Source organism: Cupriavidus sp. 94F1, assembly GCF_057798875.1.
This window is the reverse complement of record NZ_JBYOJT010000005.1, coordinates 475933-497665: the sequence shown is the minus strand read 5'-3', so window position 1 is coordinate 497665 and position 21733 is coordinate 475933. Positions and strand designations below refer to the sequence as shown.

At 64.5% G+C, this 21733-nt stretch carries 20 protein-coding genes; 6 read left to right on the top strand and 14 right to left on the bottom strand.

Going from position 1 to position 21733, the window contains the following annotated elements:
• Nucleotides 1-7: 7 nt before the first annotated feature.
• The 7 genes from AC3FJ6_RS15865 to AC3FJ6_RS15835 all read right to left on the bottom strand — a co-directional run bounded on the left by AC3FJ6_RS15865 (nucleotide 8) and on the right by AC3FJ6_RS15835 (nucleotide 5471).
• Nucleotides 8-1180, bottom strand: a complete 1173-nt coding sequence (locus AC3FJ6_RS15865) for an ABC transporter substrate-binding protein (protein WP_488772780.1) — start codon at nucleotides 1178-1180, stop codon at nucleotides 8-10.
• A gap of 90 nt (nucleotides 1181-1270) precedes the next feature.
• Entirely contained in the window at nucleotides 1271-1978 is a 708-nt protein-coding gene (locus AC3FJ6_RS15860) for an ABC transporter ATP-binding protein (RefSeq protein ID WP_488772779.1), read from the bottom strand.
• Complete coding sequence (locus AC3FJ6_RS15855; RefSeq protein ID WP_488772778.1) at nucleotides 1965-2729, bottom strand: ABC transporter ATP-binding protein; 765 nt, start codon at nucleotides 2727-2729, stop codon at nucleotides 1965-1967. Before AC3FJ6_RS15855 ends, AC3FJ6_RS15860 begins: the two co-directional genes overlap by 14 nt.
• Entirely contained in the window at nucleotides 2722-3750 is a 1029-nt protein-coding gene (locus tag AC3FJ6_RS15850) for a branched-chain amino acid ABC transporter permease (RefSeq protein ID WP_488772777.1), read from the bottom strand. Before AC3FJ6_RS15850 ends, AC3FJ6_RS15855 begins: the two co-directional genes overlap by 8 nt.
• A gap of 13 nt (nucleotides 3751-3763) precedes the next feature.
• Nucleotides 3764-4627, bottom strand: a complete 864-nt coding sequence (locus AC3FJ6_RS15845) for a branched-chain amino acid ABC transporter permease (protein ID WP_153949226.1) — start codon at nucleotides 4625-4627, stop codon at nucleotides 3764-3766.
• A gap of 316 nt (nucleotides 4628-4943) precedes the next feature.
• On the bottom strand, nucleotides 4944-5264 hold the full coding sequence (locus AC3FJ6_RS15840; RefSeq protein ID WP_488772776.1) for a hypothetical protein: 321 nt from the start codon (nucleotides 5262-5264) through the stop codon (nucleotides 4944-4946).
• A gap of 63 nt (nucleotides 5265-5327) precedes the next feature.
• Entirely contained in the window at nucleotides 5328-5471 is a 144-nt protein-coding gene (locus AC3FJ6_RS15835) for a hypothetical protein (RefSeq protein WP_488772775.1), read from the bottom strand.
• A gap of 168 nt (nucleotides 5472-5639) precedes the next feature.
• Here AC3FJ6_RS15835 and AC3FJ6_RS15830 point away from each other — a divergent pair, with 168 nt between their 5' ends.
• The 3 genes from AC3FJ6_RS15830 to AC3FJ6_RS15820 are packed head-to-tail and all read left to right on the top strand — an operon-like array spanning nucleotide 5640 to nucleotide 8378.
• Nucleotides 5640-6482 (top strand): IclR family transcriptional regulator, encoded by an 843-nt coding sequence (locus AC3FJ6_RS15830; RefSeq protein ID WP_153949229.1) that lies wholly within the window; start codon nucleotides 5640-5642, stop codon nucleotides 6480-6482.
• 30 nt (nucleotides 6483-6512) lie between these two features.
• On the top strand, nucleotides 6513-7325 hold the full coding sequence (locus AC3FJ6_RS15825) for an SDR family oxidoreductase (protein ID WP_153949230.1): 813 nt from the start codon (nucleotides 6513-6515) through the stop codon (nucleotides 7323-7325).
• A gap of 57 nt (nucleotides 7326-7382) precedes the next feature.
• Entirely contained in the window at nucleotides 7383-8378 is a 996-nt protein-coding gene (locus tag AC3FJ6_RS15820) for a tripartite tricarboxylate transporter substrate binding protein (RefSeq protein WP_488772774.1), read from the top strand.
• A gap of 29 nt (nucleotides 8379-8407) precedes the next feature.
• Here AC3FJ6_RS15820 and AC3FJ6_RS15815 read toward each other — a convergent pair whose 3' ends face one another.
• Nucleotides 8408-9100 (bottom strand): winged helix-turn-helix domain-containing protein, encoded by a 693-nt coding sequence (locus AC3FJ6_RS15815; protein ID WP_488772773.1) that lies wholly within the window; start codon nucleotides 9098-9100, stop codon nucleotides 8408-8410.
• Between the two features lie 668 nt (nucleotides 9101-9768).
• Between AC3FJ6_RS15815 and AC3FJ6_RS15810 the strand changes: the two genes are divergently transcribed.
• Nucleotides 9769-12465 carry a glycoside hydrolase family 18 protein gene (locus tag AC3FJ6_RS15810; RefSeq protein WP_488772772.1) on the top strand — a complete coding sequence of 899 codons (2697 nt, stop codon included), beginning with the start codon at nucleotides 9769-9771 and terminating at the stop codon, nucleotides 12463-12465.
• A gap of 119 nt (nucleotides 12466-12584) precedes the next feature.
• The gene (locus tag AC3FJ6_RS15805; protein WP_153949234.1) at nucleotides 12585-12827 is read left to right on the top strand and encodes a hypothetical protein; all 243 of its coding nucleotides are present in this window, start codon (nucleotides 12585-12587) and stop codon (nucleotides 12825-12827) included.
• Here AC3FJ6_RS15805 and AC3FJ6_RS15800 read toward each other — a convergent pair.
• From AC3FJ6_RS15800 to AC3FJ6_RS15785, 4 genes are all read right to left on the bottom strand, one after another.
• Complete coding sequence (locus AC3FJ6_RS15800) at nucleotides 12819-14198, bottom strand: MFS transporter (protein ID WP_488772771.1); 1380 nt, start codon at nucleotides 14196-14198, stop codon at nucleotides 12819-12821. The two genes, AC3FJ6_RS15805 and AC3FJ6_RS15800, sit on opposite strands and share 9 nt — an antisense overlap.
• Nucleotides 14199-14377: 179 nt before the next feature.
• The gene (locus tag AC3FJ6_RS15795) at nucleotides 14378-17884 is read right to left on the bottom strand and encodes an ATP-binding protein (RefSeq protein WP_488772770.1); all 3507 of its coding nucleotides are present in this window, start codon (nucleotides 17882-17884) and stop codon (nucleotides 14378-14380) included.
• 9 nt (nucleotides 17885-17893) lie between these two features.
• Nucleotides 17894-18538: a response regulator gene (locus AC3FJ6_RS15790; RefSeq protein WP_153949237.1), complete on the bottom strand. Its 645-nt coding sequence runs from the start codon at nucleotides 18536-18538 to the stop codon at nucleotides 17894-17896.
• A gap of 340 nt (nucleotides 18539-18878) precedes the next feature.
• Nucleotides 18879-19814, bottom strand: coding sequence for a hypothetical protein (locus tag AC3FJ6_RS15785; RefSeq protein ID WP_488772769.1), 936 nt, complete (start codon nucleotides 19812-19814; stop codon nucleotides 18879-18881).
• Between the two features lie 391 nt (nucleotides 19815-20205).
• Between AC3FJ6_RS15785 and AC3FJ6_RS15780 the strand changes: the two genes are divergently transcribed.
• Nucleotides 20206-20457: a hypothetical protein gene (locus AC3FJ6_RS15780; RefSeq protein ID WP_488772768.1), complete on the top strand. Its 252-nt coding sequence runs from the start codon at nucleotides 20206-20208 to the stop codon at nucleotides 20455-20457.
• 45 nt (nucleotides 20458-20502) lie between these two features.
• Here the strand turns inward: AC3FJ6_RS15780 and AC3FJ6_RS15775 are convergent, their stop codons facing one another.
• Both AC3FJ6_RS15775 and folE read right to left on the bottom strand, forming a co-directional pair.
• Complete coding sequence (locus tag AC3FJ6_RS15775) at nucleotides 20503-20946, bottom strand: BLUF domain-containing protein (RefSeq protein WP_488772767.1); 444 nt, start codon at nucleotides 20944-20946, stop codon at nucleotides 20503-20505.
• Between the two features lie 27 nt (nucleotides 20947-20973).
• On the bottom strand, nucleotides 20974-21696 hold the full coding sequence (gene folE / locus AC3FJ6_RS15770; protein WP_488772766.1) for a GTP cyclohydrolase I: 723 nt from the start codon (nucleotides 21694-21696) through the stop codon (nucleotides 20974-20976).
• Nucleotides 21697-21733: the final 37 nt, after the last annotated feature.

Genomic DNA, 21733 nt, shown 5'->3' with positions numbered 1-21733 from the left:
GCACTCCTTACTTGGCCAGTTCCGACAGCCGCACCGGCTCGATCTTGCCCTTCTGGACCCAACCCACCACGGTATCGGCCACCGAGCCGCCCTTGGCGTCGATGCCATCCACTTCGTTCGGATTCACTTCCTTGGGCAGTGCCTTCACCGCGTCGGGCATCTTGGCGCGGATTGCCGCGGCGTCGGTGGTGGTGCCGGCCAGCTTCATCGCGTTGGCCAGTGCCCATGTCATCGTGTAGTTCAGCGACATCTCCGTGGTGGCATCGCGGCCGTCGTGCAGCTTCTTGTACCGGGCGTTGTAGGCCTGCGCGGCCGGCCGGGCGTCGTTGACCAGCGGCATCACGCCGATCGAGCCTTCCAGCATGGCCAGGCCGTTCGTGACCTTGGCCATCTCGTCCATCTTGGCCTGGTCCATGATGATGAAGCCGCCCTTGAAGCCCAGTTCGCGGGCCTGCTTGACCACCAGCGCGGTAGGCTCGGACGGGCCGCCCACGAACATCACGTCGGGTTTGTCGGCGATGGCGCGCGACACGCCGGTGTAGAAGTCCGTGGCCTTGGTGTACGACATCGGATTGTTGCCCACCACCTTGCCGCCGGCACCTTCCCAGGCCGGTACGAACGCCTGCACCCAGGCCTTGGCGTAGTCGTGATCGGCCGGCACCATCGCCACGTTCTTGCCGTAGCGTTTCATCTGGGCCTTCACGAACGGCTCGATATAGCCGGTGTAGGCCGGGGGGATGCGGATCGTGAGCTTGTTGCCGGCGTCGGTGATGCGCGGCACGCTCGAATAGGCCATGACCAGGAATTTTTCCTGCTCGTTGAATGCCTGCAGCGCGAAGATGCCACCCGAGTGCGGCACGAACACGGCCGGCGTCTTGTGCTGCTGCACCAGCCGGCGCGCATTGATGGCGGCTTCGGCGGGCGCGTACTTGTCGTCCAGCGCCACCACTTCGAGCTTCACCTTTTTGCCGGCCACCTGCAGGCCGGCCGCGTTGATTTCATCCACGGCCATCTGGATGCCGGACAGCACGTTCTTGCCATAGAGCGCGGCGCCACCGGACAGCGGACCCGTGTAGCCGATCTTGACCACTTCCTGGGCCAGAGCGGGCGACGCGGCGACGATGGCGGCGGCTGCGCAGGTGGCCAGCGCGAAGAAACGACCCAATGTCTTCTGTTGCATGTGTTGTCTCCTTTGGATTCTATTGTTTACGCTTTTCGTTTACGCTTTTCGCTCCCCTCCCGCGCGCGGGAAAGGGGAGAACATCAATGGCTACCCGCCGATATACGCCTTGCGTATCCCTTCGTCCTTCAGCAGCGCGTCGCGGTCGCCTTCCATCACGATGCGGCCGCTTTCGATGACATAGGCGCGATGGGCGATGCCAAGCGCCGCGTAGGCGTTCTGTTCCGCCAGCAGCACCGTCGTGCCGGCCCGGTTGATGCGCTGGATCACCTCGAACATCTGCTTGACCACCAGCGGCGCCAGCCCCAGCGACGGTTCGTCGAGCAGCAATGCGCGGGGGCGGCCCATCAGCGCGCGGCCCAGTGCCACCATCTGCTGCTGTCCGCCTGACAGCGATCCGGCCGGGTCGTCCTTCTTCTGGCGCAGGATCGGGAACATCTCGTAGACCTCTTCCAGCGTGGTGCGGATGCCGCTGCGGTCGCGCCGATGCACGTAGGCGCCCAGCGTCAGGTTCTTCTCGACGCTCATGGCCGGAAACAGCTTGCGGCCCTCGGGGCAATGCACCAGCCCGGCCTGCACGATCTGCGACGGCTTCATGCCGCCCAGCTCGCGTCCGTCGAAGCGCATGCTGCCGCCCCTGGTACGGTGGATGCCGCTCATCGCCAGGAAGATCGAGCTCTTGCCGGCGCCGTTGGCGCCCAGCAGCACCACCAGCTCGCCGGCCCTGGCGTGCAGCGTGATGTTGTCCAGCGCGCGGAAGCTGCCGTACGACAGCGAGACACGTTCAAGCTGCAACATGGTCGGCTCCCAGATAGGCTTCGATGACGCGCGGGTCCTGCTGGATCTGCGCGGGCGTGCCCTCGGCGATCTTCTCGCCATAGTTGAGCACCATGATCTTGTCGGCCAGCCGCATGATCATGTCCATCTTGTGTTCGATCAGGCAGACCGTCTTGCCATGGCGCACCATCTTGCGGATCAGCTCCGCCAGGCCGACGGTTTCCTCGGGGTTCACGCCGCCGGCCGGTTCGTCGAGTAGCAGCAGGTCGGGGTCGGTGGCCAGCGCCAGGGCAAAGGCCACGCGCTTGCGGGCTTCCTGCGTGATATCGGCGGCCACTTCGTGTGCCAGGTGCGACAAGCCGACAAAGTCGAGCGCCGCCTCGGCCTTCTCGCGGCAGAGCTTTTCTTCGTCGCGCAGGCGGCGCGAGTTCAGCAGCACGTCAGCCAGGCCCGACTTCGTGCGCAGGCGGTGGCCGACGATCAGGTTGTCCAGCACCGTGGCGCGATCGAACAGCGACGTGGCCTGGAACGTCCGGGCCACGCCCAGCCGGGCGATCTGGTCGGCGCGCTGGCCGGCCACGTCCTGGCCCCGGATGAGGATCTGGCCCGACGACGGCGCATGCGTGCCGGCGATCAGGTTGAAGAACGTGGTCTTGCCGGCGCCGTTGGGGCCGATGATCGCGTTGATGTGGCCGGTCTCGAACGTCACGGAAACATCGTGCACCGCGGTCAGGCCGCCGAATTTCTTCGTCAGGTTGCGGATCTCAAGCATTCTCGGCTCCCGGGCGGGTGGTGGGGACGGGGGCGGGTTGCGCCGCCCGTGCGGCGGCCAGTTGGCCACGGCGCTGCGCGGCGGCGCGACGGGCCTGGCGCTTGAGGAACGATCCCACGATGCCATCGGGCACGAAGATGATCAGCAGGATCAGCACCGGGCCGAATACCAGCATGCGGTAGTCCTGCAGGAATTGCAGGGTCTGCGTGACCCACGGCACCAGCACGGCGCCCAGCAGCGGCCCAAGCAGCGTGCCGGCGCCGCCGACCAGCATCGACATCACCATGTCGAAGGTGATGTCGGTGCGGGCGATGTCCGGCCCCAGAAAGCGCACCTGGCCGGCATAGAGCGCGCCGGCGAATCCGGCGTAGGCCACCGACAGCACAAACGACAGCACCTTGGTGCGCATCAGGTTGATGCCCAGCGCCTCGGCCAGCGCGTCGCTGTTGCGCACGGCCATGAAGCTGCGGCCCAGCAGCGAGCCTACGATGCGGTGCATCACGAACGTGCCGATAGCCAGGAAGAACAGCACGAGGTAGTACTGCGCCTGCACGCTGTCGAACGCGACCGGTCCGATCGGGGCCGGCACCGGAATGCCGATCAGGCCCACCGCGCCGTGGGTCAGACCTTCCCACTTCTCGATGATCAGGTAGATGATGTAGCCCACGCAGAGCGTGAAGATCGAGAAGTAGTGGCCCTTCAGGCGCAGCGACACCACGCCCACGCCGTAACCCAGCACCATGCAGACCACGCCCGACAGCGCGAAGGCCAGCCAGAACGGCAGCTGGTGGTCAACGGTCAGGATGCCCAGCGTATAGGCGCCGATGGCCATGAAGCCGCCGTGCGCCAGGTTGAGCTGGCCCGTGTAGCCGGTCAGCAGGTTCAGCCCGAGCGTGGCGATGGCGGTGATGAACGCCAGCGTCATCACGGTCAGGAAGTAGCTGTTCGGGACCACCAGCGGGAACGCGATGGCGGCCGCCAGCAGCAGCGCCCAGCCGGTCTTGCCTTGCAGTGCTTTCATGTCGGTGTCCTCCTCAGGCGGCGCGGCCGGCGAACAGGCCCTGCGGCCGCACCGACAGGATGATCACAAGCAGCAGGAACGCGATGATGTCCTTGTAGTCGGTGGAGATGTAGAAGCCACCGAAGCTCTCGGCCATGCCGATGATCAGCCCGCCGACGATGGCGCCCGGAATGCTGCCCATGCCGCCCAGGATGATGATCACGAACGCCTTGGTGATGACCAGGTTGCCCATGCTTGGGTACACCAGGTTGATCGGCGCGTAGAGCGTGGCGGCAATCGCGGCCAGTGCCCCGGAGATGGCAAACACCAGCAGCGTCACGCGCGTGGCGTCGATGCCGACCAGCGCCGCGCCTTCGCGGTTCTGCGCCATGGCAACGATCGTCGAGCCGGTGACCGTCCGCGTCAGGAACAGATGCAGCAGCACCATGAGCCCGAACGCGGCGACGATGATCAGCACGCGCTGCAGCGGCGCGGTGAGGCCGAAGATGTCCACCATCTGGCCGTAGGGCGTGGGCATGCGGTGGAAATCGGCCCCCCACAGCGCCTGCGCCCCGGCTTCGAGAAACAGCAGGATGCCGATGGCGGCGATCATGTCGTGGATCTCGGGCGCATTGCGCAGCGGATGAAAGACCAGCCGGTCCGCCAGCATCGACAGCACGGCCACGACCGCCGCAGCGGCCAGCATGGCCAGCCAGTAGTTCAGCCCGAGCGTGGTCATCGCGTAGTACGACACATACGCGCCGGCCATGTACAACGCGCCATGCGCGAAGTTGGGCACGTGAAGGATGCCGTAGACAAGGGTTAGTCCCAATGCCACCAGGCTGTAGACGCCGCCCAGTGTGAGACCGTTGAGGAACTGCTGGAAAAACAATGCCATGCGTTGTCTCCTTGCGTTGGTGTGCCGTGACGGCACCCGCGCTGTCTCCGACGCCGTGTCGCGTTCTCGCACGGTCGTTCGTTTTCGGCGACTTTGCATAGCGTTTCAGCGAGCGTCAAGCAATCGGACGTAGTATTCCGATACGCGAAATAGGGAGTCCGCATCCCGCCGTGTTGCGTCGGTGAATTCCCTGATTTCAGCGTGCAAGTGGCTCGGGGTGGGAAGGCGTGGGCCTTATTTGCGCCGCCTATGACGCGTATGTCTTCACTGCATGGGCAGGGCCGGGAAAACCCCCGGGGGAAGGACGCGCCGCGCCTTAAAGAATTTCCGATATCCAGTCCGTAGCGATGACCCCGATCAGCACGAGCAATGGCATGACGCATACCCTGCGCCAAGGCAAAGCCATCGAGCCCGCCCACATGCCAAGCAGGGCAAGCACACATGCACATGCAATGAGCGTGGCAGTGAGCAGGTAAGCTGCCAGCGACCGATATGCCCAGCGGTTCGCCATGGCGCCGCCGTCGCCGCCGAAGTGATACGGCGCCGAATCCCGCCATGCGTTGAGTGCATCAATCCCGACGGCTAGCAGTAGTAGCACTGCGAGGCAGGTCGCAAGCCACCTAATAGCTGACTTCAAGGGTCATGTCCTTTGCGTACAGAATCAACTCGTGGACGAATGCCGGCATGTTCGAGGTGAGATCTATGCAGCCTGCGGAGCCGGGTTCAAGGCCGCCATGGACTCGGCCTGCAGGAACTGGCTGGCGTCGATGGCTCGGCAAATGCCGCGTTCATCCAGCCACATGTTGATAGCCTCCCAGTTAGTGTTGGCGAGCCAGTGTGGCAAGGTCACTCCGGGGGTGGAATCGTAGCCGTCCGAATTTTGCCCAGGCGCCCGGTTGAACCGTCGCGGAATGGCGACTGCGTCCTTCGGTCCATGAACCGTACTTCTGACGGACATGTTTTCGCTACATAGCGACGTGCATCGGGCACGGAAACTGATATCAATCGCACCATGAAGCGCACGACCTCGATTCCGCAGCCGCCCGATTCCGCCCTTGTGTCGAGCGAGGCCGCGCACGCGATGGATGGCGAGGACCGCAACTTCGTCACGGCGCTGGCGCGGGGGCTGGAACTGCTGCGCGCCTTTGGCCCGGACGACGACTTCCTGGGCAACGCCGAACTGTCCCGGCGTACGGGTATTCCCCGACCCACGGTGTCGCGGCTCACCTACACACTGGCCAGCGTCGGCTATCTCGTCTATGTGGAAGACCAGGAAAAGTACCGCATCGGCCAGGGCGCGATGCTGCCCGGGCAGCGTTATCTGTCCGGCGCCGGCATCCGCAATATCGCGCAGCCGCTGATGCAGTCTCTTGCATTTGCGACGGGATGCACCGTGGCGCTGGCGGCGCCCGATCGGCATGACATGCTCTACCTGGAAGTCTGCCAGCCACGTGGCGCGCTGGTCATGCGGCTCACGCCGGGATCGCGCTTGCCGATGGCGACGTCGGCCATCGGCCGCGCCTGGTTGGCTGGGCTGCCCGTGGCGCGGCGTACGGCCGTGATGACCGAACTGGAACGCCAGCACGGCACGCGCTGGCCCGGCGTGCGGACGCGGCTCGAACGTGCCATGCGCGAGCACGCGCGCCGGGGCTTCTGCGTGGCGCATGCCGAGTGGGACAGGTCGGTCAGCGGCGCGGCGGCGCCCGTCCGGCTGGCGGATGGCTCCGAAGTGCTGTCGATCAATATCGGCGGCGCGTCGACGCGGCTGTCTCCGGAAGTCCTCGAAGGCAACCTTGGGCCGCGCATTCGTGAGCTGGCCGACACACTTGCAACGCGGCTGTGGCAGTCCGCGTGACCGGATTCTGAAAACGGGAAGGAGATATCGATGGAGATTCGTAACAAGACTGTGATCGTGACGGGTGGCGGTACGGGCATCGGACGCGCGCTGGTGCTGGCGTTTGCCAGGGCCGGCGCCCGCGGCGTGGCCGTGGCCGACATCGATGCCGCCGGCGCCGCGCAGGTGGCTGCCGAAGCGGCGGCCGCCGCGCCGCAGTGCCAGGTGTTCTCGCAGCGGGTGGACGTGGCCGATGCCGCCGCGGTGCAGGGCCTGGTCGATACCGCCACGCAACGCTTTGGCCAGGTCGACGTCTTCTGCTCGAACGCCGGCATCATCCTGCGCAAGGGGCTGGAGGCATCCGCCGAAGAGTGGCAGCGGATCTGGGACATCAACGTGATGGCCCATATCCATGCCGCCAAGGCCGTGCTGCCGCAGATGCTGGAGCGCGGCGACGGCTATCTGGTCAATACGGTCTCCGCCGCCGGCCTGTTGTCGCAGATCGGCTCGGCGCCGTATGCCGTGACCAAGCACGCAGCCATCGGCTTTGCCGAGTGGCTATCGATCACATATGGCGACCGTGGCATCAAGGTGAGCTGCATCTGCCCGCAGGGCGTGCAGACGAAGATGCTGTTCGGCGAGGACGGCGAGCGCAAGGGGTTCCTGCAGGCGGGCTCGGTCACGCCGGAACACGTGGCCGAGAAGACGCTGGAGGGCATGGCCGCCGAGAGTTTCCTGGTGCTGCCGCATCCGGAGGTGCTGGAATACTATCGGCGCAAGGGGCAGGACTATGATCGCTGGTTGCGCGGCATGCGTCGCCTGCACGACCAGGTGTCAAAGGAATTCGGCAATATTGCCGTGTAGTCGCAAGGCAATGGCAATTCCGGTATCTAAATAAAGAACGATTCAGGAGACAGAATCATGCGTGCTCGAATGATCCGGCGCCGCCAGGTGCTGGGGATGCTGGCTGCCACGGCCGCTCTCGCCGCCGTGTCCGCCGCGCCTGCCGTGCTGGCCGCCGACGCCTACCCGACCAAGCCCGTCCGCATCGTGGTGGGTTTTCCGAGCGGCGGGGCGCCCGATATCCTGGCACGCATCGTTTCCGAGAAGTTTTCGCTGGGTCAGCCGGTGGTGGTCGACAACAAGCCCGGTGCCGGCGGCAATATCGGCGGCGAGGCGGTGGCCCATGCCGCGCCGGACGGCTACACGCTGGCCATGGGCACGGTGGGCACGCATTCGATCAACGGCGCGCTCTACAGCAAGATGCCGTATGACATGGTGAAGGACTTCACGCCGGTGATCCTGCTGGCGTCGACCCCCAACGTGCTCGTCGTGCACCCGTCGGTGCCGGCGAAAAACGTCCAGGAACTGATCGCACTGGCCAAGTCGAAGCCGGGCCAGCTGACGTTCGGCACGCCGGGCGTGGGGACGTCGCTGCATGTGGCGGGCGAACTGTTCAACACCATGGCCGGCACCAAGATCGTTCACGTGCCGTACAAGGGCCGGGCCATGGCCATTCCAGACCTGCTGGGTGGCCATATTACGATGATGTTCGACAACCTGCCCTCGGCATTGCCGGTGGTGAAGGAGGGCAAGCTGCGGGCGCTGGGTGTGACCAGTGCGCAGCGATCGGCGTCGGCGCCGGACATTCCGACCATCGCGGAGCAGGGGCTGCCCGGTTATGAGGCCACCTCCTGGTTCGCGATCTTCGCGCCGGCCCACACGCCGAAGGACGTGGTGGCCAAGCTCAACACCGAACTGAACCGCATCTTCACGCAGCCCGACGTCCAGGCCAAGCTGAAGACGCTGGGCCTGGACCCCGTGCTGGGCACGCCTGACAAGCTCGCCGACTACCAGCGCGGCGAGATTGCCAAGTGGGCCAAGGTCGTCAAGGATTCCGGCGCGAAGGCCGAGTAGCGACATGGAGCCAGGGCGGCGGCTAGCGGTCAGAGGACACGCGCCGCCGTGCCAGTCTGCGGACGAAAGCGGTAGCCCACCTTGGGCACCGCCGATACGCAACTGTCCAGGCCCAGCGGATGCAGCGCGCGCCGCAGCCGCGACACCAGCTGCGTCAGGCAGTTTTCATCCACCATCGCGCCCGGCCCCCAGACCGCGGCAATGATCTGCTGCCGCGACATGACTTTCTCGCCGTGGTCCCTCAGCACGATCAGCAACCGCAACTCGAAGCGCGTGAGCTTGGCGATGACGCCGTTGCACGAGATGATGCCCTGCGACTCGTCGATATGCAGCGCATCGTCGATATCCGAAAATGCCGAGACTGACGATGTGGAGATCGGCATGCCCAGGCGCGCCAGCACATGGGCCAGGCCCCGCGCCTGCTCCAGCGCGGAATCCACCGGCGGCACCGCTTCCGGCGCGGGCGGGACCGTGGTGGTGTACGGCACCGGAATGAACCGATAGCCCTGGCGCGGCACGGTCACGATATGGGCGTCCAGGCTGACCGGACTCAGCGCCTTGCGGAGGCGGTACACCAGTTGGACCAGGTAGAGTTCGTCCACCAGTGCGGCGCGTTTTCCCCAGACACCCTTCAACAGGGAATCGCGGGATTTGATGGCGGCCTTGCCTTCCACCAGCAGGCGCAGCAGTTTCTTTTGCTGGCCGGTTATCTTGGCTACCACGCCGCCGCGTAATACACGGTCGGTGTCCCAATCAAAGAATACCGAATCGCTATTCCGGATCATTTCGATTACCCCATGTCGTCTGCGATGGACGACAAGCGTATCGACACGCAGAAATAGCTCCCATGGAAGATATTTCTTCGGAATCTGACCCGCACGGGTGACGGCTCAACGCCGTTCTCTGCCGTATATCGCCAATTACGGAAACAATGGACGGTGCTGTGGGCTCACCATCTTCGTCTGGATAAGGAATATCCGTGCGTGCTGATCGATTGTCAGGACAAGATGACCTGACGATATTAAAGTCCGCGGACGCGGGATACCGCCCGCATCATAACCCATACGGGTATTAAGTTATTGCCGCAGTCAGGCATTGCGCGACCGATGGATTTGCACGAATCCACGTCATCCATTAGCGGCGATGGGTCATTGCCGATCCATGTCCGGGGATTAGCGGGTATTGGCGCGGAAACCCGATTGCGTATATGCACGGGGGCAAATCGGAGAATCCGGGTTGAAACGGATATGACCGTTTATATTCCACGCCGGATCCATGTCATTGCAGTGGCCGGAAGAGAAAGATGCGTCTGGCCGCCGGTATCACGGGCCGGAATCAAAAAGGCGCAACACGCCGGCGGCATTCAAACCATTCTGCAAGGACAGATGTCATGACAAAGAAATCGTGTGACAGCAACGACCAACCGGCCGGCCAGGCAACTCAGGGGCGCGCCGGCTGGAACTCGCGCACATATCGCAGCGGGGACCCCTCGGATACGGAGCCGCCGCGTGTGCCGCTGCGCCGCTTTGCCGGCGTGCGCAATGTGCTGGGCAGCGGGCGCAACAACAGCAAGCTGGTCTACGCGCAAGATCCGGGCGATCCCAATATTCCGGATTCGAAGGGCGCGTCGGACCGCACCTACAAGCAAAACAACTACGATCCGGCCACCGAGGTCGAGAAGTACTCGTACACCTCGACCCGTGTTGCCAAGCGCGTGTACAACACCTACGGTGCGACGCAGAAAGGTACGCAGGTTTTCGGCTACTACACCGACTGGTCGCAGTACGACGGCCGGCTGGATGGCAATTACGCCAATAGCGCCGCAGGCCGTGGCACCGACCTGATGCTGCTCAATGCATCGGCTTACGATCGTCTGATCATCGGGTTCGCCGGCATCGTGGGCGACACGGGCGAGAAGCAGTACACGATCGACCAGGCGGCGGTGGATTTTGGCAAGAAGCTCAACGAAGCCACCTTCACCGACCCGTGGGGCGATGTGGCGTCGTACCGCAACGTGGGCTTCAGCGGCTGGGTCAGCAACGACTACCGAGAGCTGTTCGACCAGAGCAAGGCCCAGGGCGTACTGGGCGGCCTGGCCAAGCTCAAGCAGCAGAATCCGAACCTGAAGCTGTCGTTCAGCCTGGGCGGCTGGACGATGAGCGGCGCCTTCCACGCCGCAACGGCCGATGCCACGCGGCGCCAGACGCTGATCGAGAGCATCGCCTATATCTTCGACCGGTTCCCGATGTTCACCGAGGTCGACCTGGACTGGGAATATCCGGGCATGCCCGGCGCGGGCAATCCGCATGGCCCCGAGGACGCGGCCCACTTCCAGGCGCTGGTGCGTGGCATCAAGCAGCGCCTGCCCCACGTGCGGGTGAGTATCGCGGCGGGCGCGGCCATGGACACGATGATTGCCGCAGACATCCCGGGCATGCTGCCCGCCGGTGTGGAGGGCATCAACCTGATGACCTACGACTTCTTCGGCACGCCATGGGCCGAGAAGCTGGCGCACCACACGAACCTGTACGACTACGAGGGCAGCCAGTTCAGCATCGACAAGTCGGTGCAGTACCTGCTGAGCGTGGGCGTGCCGTCGAAGAACATCTTCGTCGGCTACGCGGCCTACAGCCGCAGCGCGCGCAATGCCGTGATCGAAAGCTGGTCGCCGCTGGTGGGGACGTACAGCCCGGGTACCGGCACGACCACCGGCACCTACGAGTCGGGTGCGAGCGAGTTCTACGACATCCTGTACAACTACCTCGACCTCGAAAACCGCACGGGCATCAACGGGTTCAACGTGTACACGGACCAGGAGGCCGACGCCGATTACCTGTTCAATCCGGAAACCGGCCTGTTCCTGTCGATCGACACGCCGCGCTCGGTGAAGGCAAAGGGCGAGTACGTGCTCCAGCACAACCTGGGCGGCCTGTTCACCTGGACCATCGACATGGACAACGGCGTGCTGCTGAACGCCGCACGTGAAGGCCTGGGGGCGACGGCGAAGACCGAAGTCGTCGACATGGAGCCGTTCTACTTCGAAGGGATCAACACCGGCAATGTGGGCGCCACGGTGGCCGTGATCGAAGGGCCGACCGAGGCGTTCGAGGGTGACGAGGTGTCGTTCTCGGGGCTGCGCTCGCATGGCGCCGAACCGCTCACCTACAAGTGGAGCGCGCCCGGCCTGACGTTCCTGGACGGCAAGACCTCCGCCGTGGTGGAGGGCGCGCTGCCGCTGGTCACCCGTACCTACACGGTGACGCTGACGGTGACCGATGCCAACGGCAAGACGGCCACCGACAGCCAGAACCTGGTGGTCAAGAAGAAGACCCAGGAGCCGCCCACTTCCCGGATCACCGTGCTGCTGGAATCGGGCACGCCGTATGCACTGTCGGCCGAAGCGTCGTTCGACCCCGATGACAATCCCCTGACCTATGTCTGGGATGCGCCGGACCTGCCGTTCGACGGCAGCACCGACGAAACGGTGGAAAGCACCGCGCCGTCGGTGACGGCGCCGACCGACTATTGGGTCAAGCTGACCGTGAACGACGGCACCGAAACGGACCAGAGCGCGATCTTCCTGACCATCGTGCCGGGCGAGGCCTCCGAAGGCGACGTGGTGGCCGTTATTACCGGACGGACGCAGGTCGAAAGCGGCGCCCCGATCCAGTTGTCCGCCGCCGACTCCAGCGGCCCGCCGCCGCTGCTGTTCTCGTGGTCGGCGCCGGGCCTGTCGTTCAATGGTGCGGATTCGGTCACGGTCAACGCCAACGCGCCGCTGGTGGACCGCGACACGATCATCGAGGTGAAGCTGACCGCCACCGGCCTGGCAGGCACGGGCGACAAGGACACCACGTCGGTACAACTGCGCGTGCTGGCAGGCGGCAGTTCGGACACCTCCGGCACGTGGCGTCCGCAATCGTACGAGACCGGCGCCGAGGTGACCAACAACTACGAGGGCCAGGGGCTGCACAAGTACCGCGCCAAGTGGTGGGTGGGCGCCGACCAGGAGCCGGGCGATCCGAACTACACGTCGACGGTGGAAGGTGGCGATTCCAAGCCGTGGCTCGACCTGGGCCCGGCCTGAACTGACCAGGAAGTACCCAGCCGGCGGGTAAGCCGGTAGCGGTTCCGGGCAACGCGCTGTCAGGCAGGACGGTGCATTGCCCGGTTTTTTTGTTGGCTGGCCGATGTCACGAGGAAATCATGGCGAATCGATACGTGCGCAAGGGGCGCGGCATGGGCGGCGTGTTTGGCACGGCGGCGCTGGTGCTGCTGCTGGCGGGTTGTACCGTGATTTCGGTGGAAGGTGATCACAACCGGATTCGCGATGCCGGCGGCCACGGCGGCCTGGCGGTCCCGGCACCGGATGATGCGTCCACGTGGCACGAGCGCCTGGAGCGGATCGAGCGCGCGCTGGGCATGGCCCATCGGGACGCGCTACGCTGAGGGGCCCGCCGTATCCGCAACCTGGCGATCGCGCAACCGGCTCAGGCTGACAATGGCGCCGAGGGTGGCCACCAGGGCGGCCACATACAGCGCGGTCCGCGCGGCGTCGCCGCGATCCAGGCTGAACAGCACGGCAACGACGGCGGTGCCTGTGGTTTGTCCAAGCAGGCGCGTCGTGGCCTGTGCACCGCTCGCGCCACCGCTGCGCTCGTGCGGCGTGGCGCTGATCATGGCGCGGTTGTTGGGCGACTGGAAGAACCCGAAGCCGATTCCGCATAGCGCGGTGCGCCAGGCGATGTCGAGGCTGCCGGCATCGGGGCTCAGCACCGCCAGGCCGACCAGCCCGGCAGCCAGCATCAGCAGCCCCGCACCGGCCAGCACGCTGGCGGGATACCGGTCCGACAACCGGCCCGACAGGGCGGCCATGAGGGCCACCATCAGCGGCCACGGTGTGATCAGCAGGCCGGTTTCCGCCAGGCTGCGGCCAAGCTGGTATTCGAGGTAGAACGGCAGCGCCACAAACGCCAGCATCTGCGTCATGAAGGAACAGAACGAGGTGCCAACGGCCAGCGTGAAGGCGCGGCTGGCAAACAGGTCTACCGGCACAAGCGGCGCCGGCTGGCCCTGCTGCCGGCGTACCAGCAGCCAGCCAAGCAGGATGGACAGCAACAGGCCGGTCACCCCGGCGATCCGCAACGTATCGTGTCCCAGCCCATCCACGCCCAGTACGAAAAGCCCGATCACCACGGCGGACAGCACGGCGCTGGGATAGTCAAAGGCGCGCGGCTGCGGCGGCGTTTCGGGCAGCGCGCGGCGCGATAGCGCAAGCGCAAAGATAGCGACTGGCACGTTGACTGCAAAAAGCCAGGGCCAACTGCCGAATCCGAGGATCAGGGCGCCCAGCGACGGCCCCACGGCAATGGTCACCCCGACCACGAGCGCGTTGAGACCGATGCCGCGGCCCAGCCGGGTCGGCGGGTAGATATAGCGGACCAGTGCCGTATTGACACTCATGATGCCCGCGCCGCCGATGCCCTGGATGACACGCGCCGCCACCAGCACCGGCAGGTTGGGTGACAGCGCGCAGAGCAGTGACCCCACCAGGAACGTGGCCAGCCCGACCCGGTAGACGCGCTTGTACCCGAGGATTTCGCCGAGTGATGACAGCGGCAGCAGGAAGATCGTGACCGAGAGCTGATAGGCATTCACGACCCAGATGGTTCGTGCCGGGTCGCTCTGTAGATCCCGCGAAATGGACGGAAGCGCGATATTGGCGATCGATCCATCGAGAACGGCCATGACCAGGCCGCAAAACACTGTCAGGATTGCCCAGGTACGCTGGGGGCGCGGGAGACCTTGGTGGGACTGCATCGGGAGAGGACGGACGGCTTGCGCTGTTCTTGGAAAGCCCTGAACACGCAGTGGAATACCGCGACGGCGCGCTCGGACGCGCCATTATGGTCCGCCCGGCCTGGCCGTGCAACGACGGCAATCCTCTCCCGATGCATGTGTGGCGTGTTCGCACGGCCGCGCCGCCATGTGCCGACAGGTCAGGCGTCCAGCCCGGCGGTCTCGTCGCGGAACGTGCGCACCGCTTCATGCAGCGCAGTGCCGGCGGCGGCGATGGCCGGTGTCCACCCGCTGGCCTTGCTGCAAAGCGATTCCACCTGGCGGCACAACCGCACCATGTCCTGTGCATCGATCACCAGAAAGGCACCGGCCGACCGATGCGCCCAATGGCGGAGCGCCACCGGGTCATGACGCAGCAGGATGGCTGCCAGCTCCGGGCCGTCGTCCTTCAAGTGTTCGAGCAGCATGCTCTTGTAGCGCGCAATCTCGGTGGATGGAATTGGCGGGTTGGCCTGCTGGCCGCTTGCCGGTAGGGCGTCGTGCGCGTTGGGATGGTCTGCTGCCTGGTTGCCCGGGATCGCTTGCAGCGCCTGTTCGAGCGCCTTCAATGACGCCGGCTTGGCGATATGGCCGGTAAATCCCCGGTCCCTCCACGCGCCCGCCTGTTCCGTGTGCGTGACCGCGCTGAACGCCAGGACCGGCACGACCGGATCGATGGCGCGGATCGCGGCAAGCAATTCATAGCCGTCCATGACCGGCATATGGACGTCGGTCAGGACGGCATCGAAGTGGCCATGCTCGAAGGCGGACAGTGCCTGACGCCCGTCGCCAACCACAATCGGGTCCCAGCCGAGGGCACTCAGTTGTTCGGCGATCAGCGCCTGGTTCAGCGCGTTGTCCTCGGCAACCAGAATCGTGGGGCGTGGCAAGTCGCCACCGGCGGAGGCCGCATCGGGGCGAGTCGGGCCGATTTCACCGTCGCGGTGCGCGTTGCCCAGGCTGTCGTCTGCGTGGGCGGCGGTGGCCGTGGCGTCGACGGCGTCGGCGGCGTTAGCTGGCTCCGCGTCCAGAGCGGCCAGTGTGCCAGCCAGGATGGCATTGTGGCTGAACGTCGAAACCTCGAATACGCCGTGGCCGCGGTCGGCAGGGTGCTCCGGGCCGTCCCGCGTCACCCACACCACGTTGGCCGGGTGCAACTGCCGAAGGTCCGCAACGGTATCGAGCCCGTATTCGCCGGTCACCACGAAAATATGGGGTCGATTGGCCCGCAGCCACGCCTGGGCGGCGCCGAGTTGACGGAACACGTCGCACCGCCAGCCCGCGCGCTCCAGCCAGGCCTGCAGCATGGCACCCGAATCCGATTCCTGGCAAAGAATCATGGCCCGCGTGCCGCGCGTCACCGGGTCGGGCGGCGAGGTCTTTGTGGCCGCGGCGCCCAGTGGCACCACCACGGTGAACGCGCTGCCAACACCTTCGACGCTTTCCACCGTGATATGGCCGTTCATCAGTTCGGTCAGCCTGGCGCAGATCGACAGTCCAAGTCCGGTACCGCCATATCGGGCCGATGTACTGGCTTCCCCCTGGACGAACGGGTGGAAAATGCGCGCGACCAGCGCGGGCGGCATGCCGATGCCCGAGTCCCGCACGCGGCAGACCAGCAGGCTGCGGTCCTGCGTGTCGATGGTGACCTCCGCGCTGAGCGTCACTTTGCCGCACAGGGTGAACTTGAAGGCATTGCTGAGCAGGTTGTTGATGACCTGGGCAATGCGGGTCCGGTCGCCGGTCAGCACTGTGTCCAGCGTTGGGGAGAGATGCACGTAAAAGCGGATCGGCTTGCCCTGCGCCATCGGCGCATAGGACATCGACAGGCTTTCGAGATCGTCAATCGGCCGGAACGGTTCGGCGACCAGTTTCATTTCGCCGGCGTCGATCTTCGAAAAGTCCAGAATGTCGTTGACGATCCGCTGAAGCCCTTCCGATGCCAGTTGTAGCGCCCGGAGCCGTGGCGCCTGCGCTTCCAGCCCGTCCGTACGTGCCAATAGCTCCAGATTGCCAAGCAATGCGTTCAATGGCGTCCGGATCTCGTGGCTCATCGAGGCAAAGAAGTTCGACCGCGCGCGCATCATCGCTTCGGCCGTCTCGCGCGCCTCTCGCAGCTGCAGTTCAAGCTGGTGCTGCGCCGTGATGTCCTGGACCGCGCAGAACAGTACCGATTCGTCGCGATATCTGGCCGGCGCGCAGGTCACCTGCAGAAACTGCCGGGGTGCCCCCGCGGAAGCTTCCTGAACCGGCGATGCCGGCGTGCCTGCCACCGCCACCGCCGCCGCCGCGGCGGGCACTGTCACCTGGACGATCGAGGCGAGCCGCGTCTGGCCGGACGAGGCGGCCTGATTGCGCAGCGCATCCATGATGGACGCCGGCATGCGAGCGCCCTGGGTGCAGCCGAGTAGCGAGTCGGCGACGGCGTTCGACGTCAGGATCGACTCGTCATGCTGGCGCACGATGCACAGCCCGATCGGCGTGGCACTGACCAGAATATGGTTGATGGTCTCGTTCTCGAGCGAACGCGCGGCTTCGGCGTGGCTGCGGCGCAGAAGATGGATGTCCCAGTAGCGCGCGGTCAGCACGATGCCCAGGATCAGCAGCAGCCCGGCGCCGAGCATGGCGAACAGTTCCGTCGCGATCGCATTCAGCAGTGTGCCGTACGAGAGCTGGTAGATCAGTGTGCCGAATGCGGGGTCCAGCGGCTGCACCAGCAGCAGCCCATAGCGTGTCGGGGTAGGGGTGTCGACGGGAAGGCTTCTGGCATGCCGCGGGATGTCGTCGGACAGCGAGGTATCGGCATCCGGGGATACGTCGATACTGGCGTTGTCGCGATTCACTAGCCAGAGCGTGGCCGGATCGGGGGGGCGTGCAAGGCCGGCGAGAAACGACCGGGCCGGAATGCTCGCTGCAACAAGGATGGCGTGCCCGTTCCCATCCGTGCCCCGCGCGTCCAGAGTCGCAATCATGGCGCGCGTGCGAAGAATCGGGTCGCTGACGGGCCCGACCCAATGCGGCGCCGTCAGGTCCGGACCAGCGCCATGGCTGGCGACACCGCGCGCAAGGTCGTCTCGCAGGCGGGTCACGAGCGCGGCATCGATTTGCGTGTTGGGGGGGATACCCCCCGGAGACACCAGGATGGCGAACGACGCATCGGGCGCGACCACGTACGCCTGCATGTCGAGCCCGAATGACATGCTGGTAGTGAGCGTGGCCGTGGCGATCTGCTGCAGTTGCCAGATCCTGTGCGGCAGCGTGTTCGCCCAGGCCTCGCGCGCGGCGTTGGTCACCAGCAGCACATACTTCCCATCGGACGACCGCGCCGCACCGGTACGGCGGACCTGCGCAAGCAGTTCGGGGTCGGGCGGCGCATCGCTGGATGCGGCGAGATAGTAGTCGACAGTCAGTGCCGTACGGCGCAGGAACGACGTCTGGCTCTGCAGCTTGACGGAGATGCCGCTCACATATTGCGCGACATGGCTGCGGCGAGCATCGAGATGACGCGCGGCCGCCAGTCCGGCCAGCAACAGCCCGGAAACGATGACGATGGCGATCAGCAGCCCGACGGTGGCGTAATAGAGTTGTTGCTGGCGCCGCGCGTTATGCGCGAGAGCGGCAAACGACTGCGCCAGGGACTCCTGGGTACGATCCAGTATCTGCTGCATGACGAAAGCTCAGATCAGCCCGTTCTCGTAGGCGTAGCGAATCAGATCCGTATTGGTCTGGACGTTGAGCTTGCGCATGGCCACGGTCTTCTGGCTGGAAATCGTACTGACTGACCGGCCCAGCTTGCTGGCGATCTCGTTGAGCTGGAAGCCCTGGGCATACAGCCGCACCACCTCGAGTTCGCGTAGCGTCAGTTCTGTGGCTGGCGCGGCCGAGGCAACGCTGTCGAGCACGGCGCGGATGGAGGGCGAATAGAAATTGCCGTTGCTGACGGTCACATGGATGCAGGCCCGGACGATCTCGTCGAGTTCGTCTTCCTTGCTGACGAACGCGCGGGCGCCGAGTTTCATGGCGCGGATGACAACACCGGGGTTGGTTTGCGCACTGACGATGACAATGCGCGTTTCCGGATAGAGGCGCCCCAGCCTGCGCAGCAGGTTGAAGCCGTCCAGTGACGTATCGCCATGCCCCATGCTGAAGTCGGTGACGGCGACGTCCACCGGGTTCTGGGCCAGGGCGCCGACCAGCTCGCTGCCGTTCGTGCATTCACATTTCACCTGGAAGCCCGGTGTGCGCTGCAGGCAGTCGCGCAGGGCCGTGACGACAAGGGGATGGTCGTCAGCCAGAGCGACCCGAATGGTTTTTGCAGGCATGCCTCAAAGTCCTTTTCGCAGACAGATGACGCGTCCAGTAGGAATCGCGACTCGTTTTGGTGCTTTTTCAAGCATAGGAAAAATACTCCATCCGTTCCCGAAAATCACATTTCTATGACAAGACGAATTGCGCATTGTCAGATTTCAATTACATAGAAAATTCTCGTCGGATTTCAGCATTGGAAGACAGGATGGAGGGCAATAACGCGGCGTTTCCAGGCCGCGTTGGCCATGCATGGACGATGTGCCGTTCCATCGAACCATGCATCGGATCGGTCGCATTTTGGCGCTTGCGGACCGATCAAGAAATAGTCATTCAACTAGATTGTTGGCATGACCATTACGAACGCGTCTCTGACAGTATTTTTACCTGCCGGTCGATGGCGTCGGTAAATGCCCGGTACTGCGGCAGCAGCCTGCTCACGCGTTCGACGAAGCCCGCGCAGCGTTGGGACTGGACCGGTGGCCCCCCTTTCAACAGCATGGCCGCGGGGTGCGACAGCGCGGCATGTTTCGTCAGGTATTCGGGAAGGTGGTTCGATCCGCGCAAGCGCATCAGCATAAGAAGCTCGACTGGAATCGTCTGCTCGACCGGATGATCGAAATCAAATAACGAGTGATCGGTATCCAGCCGGCATTGCATGAGGTGACGGTCGGCCAGTTCGAACGCCAGCGGCATGAAGGTTTCGTCGTCGGCCTGCCAGCGTTCGACGATGCGGGCCAGCAGCGCGTCGCTCTTGTGGAAGACGGTTTGCGGAACGCTGACGCCCAGCGCCTGCCCGGCGATGTTCACGATCATCCCGGTCATGCCATTCATCGGGTGCAGTGCCGCGAGGTCGCTGTCGATGCCGAACCAGGCGTCCAGGCAGAAGGTGCCGAGTTCCTTCCAGTCGAGCGCCAGCAGCATGGCGATCTGCTGGGACATGTCGCGCTCGTAGGTCTGTCGGCGTGTCGGGCCGCTCCATTGCTCCTTGTGCAGGGCCAGCGCGTGCGTGCCGGACAGCGATTCCACAACGCCCAGCTGCAGTGACAGCCAGTTCGGCGTGGCGCAGGTGTCGCCATTGTCCAGGTCGATCGCGCGCCATTGCCTGAGCCGGCCCAGCCAGAATATCGCACGCGCGGCCCGCGGGACGGGAACGGCCGAAGGTGTGGCGGTGAAGGTTGCAAGCGTGTCCCGGTACATGCCATGCAGGGCGTTCGCTTGCGCCTGCGCAGTATGGAAGATGGTCTGACGCCGTTGCTCGTCTTCCGTCTCGTGTGTGATCTTCTTCCGCATTGTCGTTTCCATAGGGATGGAGATAAGAAGATCGACACTACGAGTCCCTGCGATTACAGTCCATCACTTTTCATTGAAAAATCAGGAAATTGTTCAAGACGACTGCGCAGAAATGCAGGAGGCGAAAGAATGATGCGGATGCAAAAAAGAAGATTCAGTTTTTTAGTCGAATTACTATTTATCTTCGATTCTTAAAGTGTGTGGGGCGCAGGCTTAGCCGTCCTGGTGCACTGTAGACGACGTCCCGTTGCACGTCGCCGGGTGTAATAGGCCATGTGATGCTTGCGATTCAATACATTCGAAGTGCGCGTGGTCTTTCGCACTGCATCACGTACAGCATTGAAAAGTGGCATGCTATGTCCGCGCGCAAATACCCGCGTGGAGGTGTGCCATGACGATGCGTCAATTCGACGAGTTTCCCCCTCAGGAACGGCAGGAGGTCGAGGCGGTGTTCAGACAGGTCGGTCTCGCCTTGCAGGAATTCGACATTTCCGATGTCAATGGCGCGGCGGCACGCCAGGTGACGGTGCGAAGGCAGGCGACCGGCGCCGAAAGCGTCTACGACGCCGGGCCGGGCACGTCATGGGTGGAAGAACTGGAGAGCGACCTGGAGTGCGGGCTGTTCGGGCAATTGTCGGCCTGAGCCCATCCGCCCACGGCGACGCGCATTCCCCACCAGACGCCAGGTTCAGCTTCGTCCGCGATCCGGACTGCGTCCGACGATGGAGGCGCCGGCAATCAGTTCCCTGAGCAAGGCCAGCGATGCGGTGCCAGGCATGCGGTATGGGTCGAGTTCGCCCTGTGCCGAATACTTGAGCAGCGTCGCGGCGTTGATCTTTCCGGCATTCACGCGTCCCATCGACCAGCCGGAAAATGCCCGCTCGGCGATCTCCTCGTAGTGCAGCAGGACCACTTCGTGATGGCGCCTGTCCTGGCCGATATTGAGGTAAAGCCGGGATACCGCATCGCGGCTGCCCTCCAGCGCCTGCAGGAAAATGCTGTTGCTGTGGCACAGCACGCCGGTAATGCCGTGGCGGGGGTTGTGCGCCAGGCTGGTTTCGAGGATGGCATCCAGCACATCGGCGGCCAGTGGTTCCCTGGCGCGGCTGGCGTAGAGCAGACGAACTAGCATGGTGGCCTCCTGCGGTGGCGGGGCGGATCAGCGGCGGTTCAGGTTCAGCAGCGTCAGGAATTCGCGGCGCAGCTTGTCGTCCTTCAGGAACGAGCCGCGCATCACGCTATTGGTCATCTTGGCGTCGGTGTCGCGCACCCCGCGCCAGTGCATGCAGAAATGCTCGGCTTCCATGACGATGGCCAGGCCATCGGGATTCATCTTTTCCTGGAGCAGGTCCGCCACCTGGGCCACCGCCTCTTCCTGGATCTGCGGGCGGCACATGATCCATTCGGCCAGCCGGGCGTACTTGGACAGGCCGATCAGGTTCGAGTGCCGGTTCGGCATGACCCCCACCCAAAGGCTGCCGATAATCGGGCACAGATGGTGTGAGCAGGCGCTTCGCACCCGGATCGGGCCCACGATCATCAGCTCGTTCAGCTGTTCGACGTTCGGGAATTCCGTGACTTCCGGGGCCTTGGCGTACCGTCCGGCAAAGATCTCCTTCAGGTACATCTTGGCGACGCGTCGGGCCGTCTCGCGGGTGTTGTGATCCTGGTCGACGTCGATCACCAGCGTGCGCAGCACGTCTTCCATGCGCGCTTCGACCTCGGCCTGCAGGGCATCGAGTTCGCCGTGCTCGAGAAAGCGCGCGATGTTGTCATTGGCATGAAAACGCTCTCCGGCCTCGGTGATGCGGGCCCGGATCCGATCGGAAACCGGAGTATTGGCAGGGTGCCTGGCCCCCACGGGGTGATCCTTGTGTGACATGTGCGGCCGCTGGAGATCGGCGGAAAAGGGGCGCGGT